4 protein-coding genes are annotated in these 7,076 nt (G+C 49.2%); all 4 read left to right on the top strand.

From position 1 onward, the window contains the following. Positions 1 to 2,054 precede the first annotated feature (2,054 nt). A complete protein-coding gene (locus ACX8ZY_RS24165; RefSeq protein WP_158150251.1) occupies positions 2,055 to 3,257 on the top strand; it encodes an AAA family ATPase in 1,203 nt (400 codons plus the stop codon). Beyond that, positions 3,254 to 4,225, top strand: a complete 972-nt coding sequence (locus ACX8ZY_RS24160; protein ID WP_010671957.1) for a ParB family protein — start codon at positions 3,254 to 3,256, stop codon at positions 4,223 to 4,225. The genes ACX8ZY_RS24165 and ACX8ZY_RS24160 overlap by 4 nt, the downstream gene beginning before the upstream one ends. 219 nt (positions 4,226 to 4,444) lie before the next feature. After that, positions 4,445 to 5,371, top strand: coding sequence for an aminoimidazole riboside kinase (locus ACX8ZY_RS24155; RefSeq protein WP_158150249.1), 927 nt, complete (start codon positions 4,445 to 4,447; stop codon positions 5,369 to 5,371). Positions 5,372 to 5,529: 158 nt separating this feature from the next. Beyond that, positions 5,530 to 7,065, top strand: coding sequence for a carbohydrate porin (locus tag ACX8ZY_RS24150; RefSeq protein WP_033774052.1), 1,536 nt, complete (start codon positions 5,530 to 5,532; stop codon positions 7,063 to 7,065). Positions 7,066 to 7,076: the final 11 nt, after the last annotated feature.

Below are 7,076 nucleotides of genomic sequence, written 5' to 3'. Positions count from 1 at the left end.
TAGGAAGATCCGTGATGTGAACAGGCGAGAGCCGCTGTTACTCGATACAGTGGATACTATCACTCACTACAGCGGTTAATCTACTTACCATAGTGGTTATTTCTCTCGATATAGTGGTTGTTTTACTCGTTATAGTGGTTAGCGACCCGGCTTTAACGTAGTCATACCGTGGCCTGAGGCGATGCTGGGATCTTTAAGGAACTTAATAAGGATCTTAAATGGATCTGTTATTGGATCTATTCAGTGGATAACCTGAGAAAACTAACTGAAAAAGAGTCGAGCCACCGCCCTCCCCCTTTACTGGATCTCACTCTTTCATCGCAAGCACCCTGGAAGAAGCCGTCATCTACGCATAATCAGGGTTATGCACACCGATTCAGGCCAATTACTCGCTATAGTGGTTGTTGAGTACTCGCCAGCGCGGTTGCTTTTCTCGCTATAGTGGTTGTTATACTCGTTATAGTGGTTATTCTTCTCGCTACAGTGGTTACTGACCCCCTTCCAGGCCTTGTGTCACAAGGCTTCAGACGCTGCAGGGATCTGTTAAGGATCTCAATTTGATCTATTGAGGATCGACCAATTGGATCTGGCCTGTGGATAACGGGGATAAAACACACAAAACAAAGAATTAGTTGAGAGTCCCAGTCAGAAGTGATTTTCACCTTCAGTTCTGAATGTACGGTTTATCAGAAGCACGACTGAGAAGGTCTTTTACTGCTAAAACGATCTAACGCTGAGCATAGGTAAGACTGGAATGTTGCATACACCTATAACCATTAAATCTTTAGGGTTATAAGTTTAAATCAGGCCTCAGAAAATCGGTCAGTGAAAATACAGAAAACTCACCATGATGTTAATCGCCTATCTATTTGATAAATAATGGATTATTTTTTATTTTCATGATGAAAACACCATAAGATTCTTACTTAACGTAATATCTTTGTTTTGTCAGTACTCAGAATCTGTCAGACATACTAAAAAGGCACTTAAAATAACTTTCCCGGAAGAAGTTAATAAGGCACCAGTAAAGGAACAACAGGAAGAACAGGAAGAACAGGAAGAACAGGAAGAACGACAGTAAGAAAATGCGTTCGGCATAATAACTTAAACTAATAAATAGGCTTAGCGTGAATGAAGTAATTTCAGGAATGTAAGAATGATATGAAGATGAAAAGATTGTATCGGGAGCTGAATCAAGCACAGTAGAGCGTTAATTCTGACTGTCCGGCATAGCTACATTATGGTGACTTGCCACAATTAATATTGCTCTAAGCCTTGCCGCATTAAGCCTGTTCTCTACTCCTACTCATGCTCTTAAATCGGCAGTCTTAACTCTTCGATGATTTTGATTCGTGACATCACATAATGATGAAGGGAATTAAATCCCTCTCTTTTCTAGATTAAGCCTTGCAATAAAAACCCTATGCGGAAAACGCCTGACATTATGTTGACAGGCAGCAACACAGATTATGAACGATACATAATGACAAGGCATAAAAGGTATAGATTTGGAAGCAGTGATCTTAAGTTAGCAATGATAACGGTAACGATTACTTGCGCACTTTACCGTTATGCCTACTCCTTCAGGTTCAAAAGCACTGTAATAGCTTCTGAGTAAAACTCTACGTCAGCAGTAAATGTTGAGTGAAAGTGCATTAATCCTGGAAATTTTTCACCAGGCTATTTCACGCTTAATTAAATGATTTATAATAACTTTTATTGAATTTTCATGCTGAAAACACCATTAAAAAAACACGAAAACAATTTAACGAGCAAGCTGCAGACTGGCAGATGATTTATCAGAATCGGAATGCACCGCTCCGAATCATTAGTCCTTAAAATATTCGTTTAATGTCGCCATTTTAAGTTCTCTGTCTCAACCAGCCTGTAAGACAAAAAAGCAGAGCGATTCACTTTCCAGTGATTCACAAAAGTAATGCTGCTTGCATCTCACCATCGCGGAGAAAAAATCCAGGTTTTTGGCATTTTTCTAAAAAATTGGCAGGTATGTGCTTTTTGTGTAGTATGCAAAAAACATTAACGCAGAGGGGCTTATGAAGCGTGATTATGGTGGAGTGCTGGAAATGGCCACACGTGCCAATTCCATGTTACATGGACTGAGTAACCATATTGAGCAGCAGCGTCAGGAATTTAACCAGACCGGTTTTTACCAGACCTTCTCCCGGAATGCTGTCGCCAACATGCCATTGCTGAGTAAGCATGCTGTTGTCGCCGCAATTGGCGATATGGAAGCAGCAGGTTATCAGTTTGGGAAAAAACAGACCGGCAGCACCTCACAATATGCCCTGACTATCCAGAATGTGGTCGACATATATCAGCATCGTAAAGTACCGAAATATCGTGATCGGCACGATGGCCCCTTTGTCGTATTCGTTGTCAGCCTTAAAGGTGGTGTCTCAAAAACAGTGAGCACAGTCACGCTGGCCCACGGTATGCGTGCACATCCTTCTATGTTACATAATGACCTGCGTATTCTGGTTATCGACCTGGATCCACAGGCATCAAGCACGATGTTCCTGAGCCATACCAACAGTGTCGGTTCAGTTCTGGAGACGGCAGCGCAGGCGATGCTGAACGATCTGGATGCTGACCAGCTTCGTAAGCAATTCATTAAACCTACTGTCATGCCAGGCGTTGATCTGATCCCAGCCTCTATCGACGATGGTTTTGTTGCAAGCGACTGGGAAGAGCTGGTTGCTGAGCATCTGCCAGGCGTTGCGCCTTCGGAAGTACTACGCCGCAACGTGATTGATCGTCTGGCGGGCGACTACGATTTTATCTTCCTTGATACCGGACCTCACCTTGATTCATTCATGCTGAATGCAATTGCGGCCAGTGATGTATTGCTGACGCCGACGCCCCCGGCACAGGTCGATTTCCACTCCACCATGAAGTATCTGACGCGTCTGCCTGAAATGCTGGAGCGTATTGAGTCCGAAGGCATTGAGCCACGGCTTAAAGCCAATATCGGCTTTATGTCCAAAATGACCTCTAAACACGATCATCTGACTTCGCAAAGCTATGCCCGGGAAGTGTTTACTAAATCGATGCTGGACTGCAGCCTGCCGCGACTGGATGGATTTGAACGCTGCGGCGAATCCTTTGATACGGTGATCAGTGCCAATCCCTCCTCTTATCCGGGCAGTGCGGACGCTCTGCGCAAAGCTAAATATGAAGCCGAGCAGTTCTCAAGGGCTGTGTTTGACCGCATTGAATATATCAGGAGTACCCTGTGAGCAAACCTATACAGCGCATCGGGCGCAAGTTTGGTGATTCTGCTATCGCAAACATGATCGACAGCAGCAGCCAGTCGCGCACATTTACGCTGAAGTCGGGCGCGAAGGCCACCTTTGTGCGCCAGCTAATCCTGCATGATGATATTGAAACCAGAACCAGCGTTGACCCAAAAATCAACGGACGTGACCAGAGCACGCTGACGCCGGAATCGCTTCAGGAGATCACCCGTACTATTACGCTGCAGCAATTTTTTCCGGCTATTGGTCGTGTCAACGGTGACCGGATTGAAATCATGGATGGTTCGCGCCGCCGCGCCGCATGCATTCTTTCCGGTGCCAGTCTGGAAGTACTGGTCACCGCTGATGAACTGAGCCTTAGTGATGCGCGTCAGCTGGCTGCGGACATTCAGACAGCAAAAGAGCATAACCTGCGTGAATTAGGTCTGCGCTTTATGCTGATGAACGAAAATGGCATGAGCAAAACAGAGATTGCTAAAGCCGAAGGCATCTCAAACGCAAAGGTCTCACGAGCGTTCCAGGCCGCAGCCGTACCCGCTGAATTTATTGAACTCTTTCCGGTCGTATCAGAGCTGACACTTCAGGATTACCAGCTACTGCTCGATGTCTGGGAAGAGGCGAAAGCGGAAGCGGTTGATGTCACCGCGCTGGTCAGCGATATTAAGCAAACGCTGAAAGCTGATGATTCCCTGCTAAGCGCCAATGCGGATGAGAAGAAGAGCGCGATTCTTAACGGCTTTAAAAGCGCCCGTCGTCAGTTAAAAAAACCTGCACCCGTCAGCAAGACGGTGACAGAAAAGCTGGCTACCTTTACCACAGCTAATACCTATGCGCGTCGTAAAACTAATGATGAGAAGCGCACTGTGCAGTATGAATTCAGCCGTCTGCCAAAAGAGATTGCTGAACAGATCGACGCGTCAATCAGACAGATACTCTCCACATTAAAATAATCCTCTTCACGTTTTTGATACCAGAACCGGCCCCTGTGCCGGTTTTTTAATTCTTTCCTCCACCAGCCTCCCGATAGCGCAATCCGCATTATATTGCTTCGGCTGATAACAACTTCTGTTAATTACGCATCATTTCCGCAGGGTAATGCTTGAACTCAGCACGGTTTATCGCTATAGCTAAAACGGTTTAGCTATCACGTTTAATCAGAGGAGTTTTTTATGTCTGTACGCGTATGGTGCCTCGGGGATGCCGTGGTTGATTTGCTTCCCGAAATGCCGGGTCGCCTGATGCAGTGTCCGGGTGGGGCGCCCGCCAATGTCGCCGTTGGAGTTGCCCGTCTGCAGGGAAACAGCGCTTTTATCGGGCGGGTAGGGGATGATCCCTTTGGTGAGTTTATGCGGCAAACGCTCATTGAAGAGAAGGTTGATACCCGCTACATGATCGCTGATACGCAGCACCGCACTTCAACCGTGGTGGTCGGATTGGATGACCATGGCGAACGTTCCTTTACCTTTATGGTGAGGCCGAGTGCTGACCTGTTTCTTGAGGTGCAAGACCTGCCCGTATTCCGGCACGGGGAGTGGCTGCACTGCTGTTCGATTGCCTTATCAGCTGAACCTTCACGCACGGCGACCCTGACTGCCATGGAGCAGATCCGGGCAGCAGGCGGGCATGTCAGTTTCGATTTAAATCTGCGTCATGACCTCTGGCCCAATCCGGAACTGCTGCATGCGGTGGTGAACGAGGCGCTGAGCCATGCGGACGTGGTTAAACTGTCCGACGAGGAACTCAATTTTCTCTGTCCGGATCAGGAACCGGCTATCACCATGCCGCAGCTGGCAGTGCGATTCAGCATAAAATTATTGCTGGTCACGCGGGGCAGGGAAGGTGTGATCGCCTGCTATCAGGGCCAGCTATACCACTATGCTACTTCGCCCGTGGCCAGCATCGACACCACGGGCGCAGGTGATGCCTTCGTGGCCGGATTACTCTGGGGGCTGGCTAAGTCGGGTCTTCCTGCCGATGAATCGCAGCTGGCCATCTGCCTTACCAGTGCACAACGCTGCGGTGCACTGGCAACCACGGCTAAAGGGGCCATGACAGCACTTCCGCGGCTCCACCAGCTGGACGACCTGCCAGGCTGATTATCTTATTGCCCCTGTTTTGGGAGCTATCTCACAATCACTAAACCGGTTTAGCTATTTTCATTGCGCAGGGAAATTACCCGTGGCTATGATTTGCGCCTAAACCGGTTTAGCAAAAAAATCCGGTGGTGATAGCCTCTCTTCAGGGACATAAAAAAATGAAAAAAAGCACGTTAGCAGTGAGCCTCTCAACGATATTACTTTCTACATCAGTCTGGGCTGACTCCAGTATGAGCAGCATTGAAGCACGCCTTGCGGCCATGGAGCAGCGACTGCAGGCAGCCGAGCAGCGAGCGAATGCAGCGGAAACCCGCGCACAGGTCGCGGAGAAACAGGCACAGATGGCTGAGAAACAGGCACAGCAACTGGCTGCCGTACAACAACAGACCCAAAACTCCACCGCTGAGGTCGCGCAGCGCACCGCGAAACTGGAACAGAAATCAGCCGATGAAGGTGGCTTCGAGTTCCACGGTTATGCCCGTTCAGGATTGCTGATGAACAGCTCGGCCGCCAAAACTCAGGGTGGCCCGACCGTTACCCCTGCCGGGGAAACCGGCGGTCACGTTGGTCGCCTTGGTAATGAACCGGATACCTACGTTGAGCTCAACCTTGAACATAAACAGACGCTGGACAACGGCGCGACCACCCGTTTCAAAGCGATGCTGGCCGATGGACAGCGCACCTACAACGACTGGACAGCCGCCAGCAGCGATCTCAACCTGCGTCAGGCGTTTGTCGAGCTCGGGCAGCTTCCCACCTTCAGCGGCGCATTCGATAACGCCACGGTCTGGGCCGGTAAGCGTTTTGATCGCGATAACTTTGATATTCACTGGATCGACTCCGATGTGGTGTTCCTTGCCGGTACCGGTGCCGGTATTTACGACATGAAATGGAGCGATCAGGCGCGCAGTAACATTTCCCTTTATGGTCGTACCTTTGGCGACATTGAAAACAATGAAAACACTGCGCAGAACTACATCCTGTCGCTGAATAACTTTGTCGGGCCGGTACAGCTGATGGTCAGCGGTATGCGGGCAAAGGATAACGACGATCGCCGTGACATCGACGGCCTCAGAGTCAAAAGCGATGCGGCAGAAACCGGCGTACATGCGCTGCTTGGCCTGCATAACGACAGCTTTTATGGGCTGAGAGAAGGCACGTCGAAAACTGCACTGCTTTATGGTCATGGACTGGGCGCAGAGGTGAAGTCGATTGGTTCTGATGGCGCACTGTTGCCGGAAGCGGACACCTGGCGTCTGGCGAGTTACGGTATTACCCCGCTGGGCGGTGGCTGGCACATTGCACCTGCTTTACTGGCTCAGCGTAGTGAGGATCGTTACGTCAAAGGTGACAGCTATGACTGGGCGACAGTCAACCTGCGGCTGATTCAGGAAATCACCCAGAACTTTGAGATGCAGTATGAAGGCTCTTATCAGTACATGGATCTGCGTCCCGAAGGCTACAACAACCGTAATGCGGTCAGCGGCAGCTTTACCAAACTCACCGTTGCGCCAACCCTGAAAGCCGGTGATGTCGGTGACTTCCTCAAACGTCCGGAAATTCGTCTCTTTGCAACCTGGATGAACTGGGATCACCGGCTGGATAACTATGCCAGTGACGACGCTTTCGGCAGTAAAGGATTCGATGCCGGTGGCGAATGGAACTTCGGCGTACAGATGGAAACCTGGTTCTGACCGGGCGGCCC

It is taken from the genome of Pantoea sp. XAF26B01_ASV70 (genome assembly GCF_054512635.1).
Note: the sequence above shows the minus strand (reverse complement) of the source record. Positions and strands in the feature narration are given on the sequence as shown.

What these genes read in the sequence shown, in the direction of transcription:
- ACX8ZY_RS24165 (WP_158150251.1), top strand. Translation starts at nt 2,055, where the DNA reads ATGAAGCGTGATTATGGTGGAGTGCTGGAAATGGCCACACGTGCCAAT.
- ACX8ZY_RS24155 (WP_158150249.1), top strand. Translation starts at nt 4,445, where the DNA reads ATGTCTGTACGCGTATGGTGCCTCGGGGATGCCGTGGTTGATTTGCTT.
- ACX8ZY_RS24150 (WP_033774052.1), top strand. Translation starts at nt 5,530, where the DNA reads ATGAAAAAAAGCACGTTAGCAGTGAGCCTCTCAACGATATTACTTTCT.